This is a genomic window from Spongiactinospora gelatinilytica (assembly GCF_003236385.1).
Classification (GTDB): Bacteria; Actinomycetota; Actinomycetes; order Streptosporangiales; family Streptosporangiaceae; genus Spongiactinospora; species Spongiactinospora gelatinilytica.
Genome location: NZ_POUA01000669.1, coordinates 1 through 1,856, shown reverse-complemented (window position 1 = coordinate 1,856; position 1,856 = coordinate 1). Strand labels below are relative to the sequence as shown.

The 1,856-nt window shown below is 74.5% G+C and carries 2 protein-coding genes; both read left to right on the top strand.

From position 1 onward, the window contains the following. Nucleotides 1-45: 45 nt before the first annotated feature. Nucleotides 46-1,038 (top strand): nicotinate-nucleotide--dimethylbenzimidazole phosphoribosyltransferase, encoded by a 993-nt coding sequence (gene cobT / locus C1I98_RS38445; protein ID WP_111172130.1) that lies wholly within the window; start codon nucleotides 46-48, stop codon nucleotides 1,036-1,038. 74 nt (nucleotides 1,039-1,112) lie between these two features. Then, nucleotides 1,113-1,856, top strand: a 744-nt coding sequence (locus tag C1I98_RS38440; RefSeq protein WP_111172131.1) for an agmatinase family protein, incomplete at its 3' end; no start/stop codon positions are given.

Below are 1,856 nucleotides of genomic sequence, written 5' to 3'. Positions count from 1 at the left end.
CGCCTGGCCTCCGGCCGCCCCACCGCCGTGCGATGAGGATGGTTGATGAGCCCCCTGCTTGACGCGACGATCGCCGCCGTACGTCCCGCCGATCCCGCCGTGCTCGCCGAGGCGGCGGCCCACCAGGACCGCCTGACCAAGCCGCGGGGCTCGCTCGGCGTCCTGGAAGAGGTCGCGGTGCGGCTGGCCGGCTCGGCCGGCGTCAGCCCGTGGCCGCAGGAGGTCACCGGCCAGATGGTGGCCAACTTCCTGGCCGGGGGAGCCGTCGCCAACGCGTTCGCCGCCCAGATGGGCGCGTCCGTCACCGTCGTGGACGTCGGCGTGGCGGGCGACCTGCCGCCCGCCGACGGCCTGCTGGTCCGCAAGGTCGCCCGGGGCACGGCCGACCTGTCACGCGGCCCGGCCATGACCCGCGAGCAGGTCGTGACCGCGCTGGAGACCGGCATCACGGTGGCCGCCGACCTGCTGGCGGCCGGAGCCCGCTGCCTGGTCGCGGGTGACATGGGCATCGCCAACACCACCGCTTCCGCCGCGCTGATCTGCGCCTTCTGCGGCGCCGACCCGGCCGTCGCCACCGGCAGGGGCACCGGGATCGACGAGGAGACGCACACCCACAAGATCGACGTCGTCCGGGAGGCCCTGGACGTCAACCGCCCGCTGCGCGAGGCCGGGCCGCTGGACACGCTGCGCGCGCTCGGCGGCCTGGAGCACGCGGCCATCGCCGGGTTCATCCTCAAGGCGGCGGCCTCGCGGGTCCCGGTGATCCTGGACGGCGTGATCGCCGGGGCCGCGGCGCTGGCCGCCGCCGCGCTCGCCCCCGCCGCCGTGGACCACTGCGTGGCCGGGCACCGCTCGGCCGAACCGGGCCACCGCCTGGCCCTGGACCACCTCGGACTGCGCCCGCTGGTGGACCTCGAACTCCGCCTCGGCGAGGGGACCGGCGCGCTGCTGGCGCACCCGCTCGTGTGCGCCGCCGTACGCGTCATGCACGACGTCGCGACCTTCGACTCCGCCGGAGTGACCGACAAGGAGGCATGACCCCTTCGCGGGGAATGAGACGCGCGCGCCCGGGCAGGCCCGGAAGGTAGGCCGATGGCCGGAAGGAGCGCGCGGTGGCCAGATATGGGCCGATGTACGGAGCCGACATCACCTTCCTCGGCGTCGATCGGTGCGATGTCACAGATCCGGGCACGTTCGCCGACGCCGACGTGGTGATCCTCGGCGCGCCGTTCGACGGGGGCACCGTCAACCGGCCGGGGGCCCGATTCGGGCCCGCGGCCATCCGTCAGGCGTGCTACCTGCCGCACGACGGTTCCCGGCCGAGCCTCGCGCTGCGCGTGGACGCCCTCACAGACCTGCGGGTGCTCGACGCGGGCGACGTGGAGTGCTACTCCGGCGACGTCGAGGGCTCGATCGCCGCCATCGAGGAGGCGGTGCGGCGCATCGCCTCCAGCGGCGCGGTCCCGGTCGTGCTGGGCGGCGACCACACGATCGCCCTGCCCGACGCCAGGGGCGTGGCGCGGGTCCGCGGCCTGGGCCGCGTGTCGATGATCCACTTCGACGCCCACGCCGACACCGGCAACGTCGCCTTCGGCCACCTGTACGGCCACGGCCAGCCGATGCGCAGGCTCATCGAGTCCGGGGCGGTCCGCGGCGACCGGTTCCTCCAGATCGGCCTGCGCGGATACTGGCCCGGCCCCGAGACGCTGCGCTGGATGGTCGAACGCGACATGCGCTCCTACGAGATGACCGAGATCGGGGCGCGCGGCCTGGGCGAATGCCTGACCGAGGCGTTCGCGATCGCGCTGGACGAGTGCGAGGGGGTGTTCCTGTCGGTCGACATCGACGTCTGCGAC

Bases quoted from the DNA above. Each gene is read 5' to 3' on its own strand.
- cobT (WP_111172130.1), top strand. From the start codon at position 46: ATGAGCCCCCTGCTTGACGCGACGATCGCCGCCGTACGTCCCGCCGAT.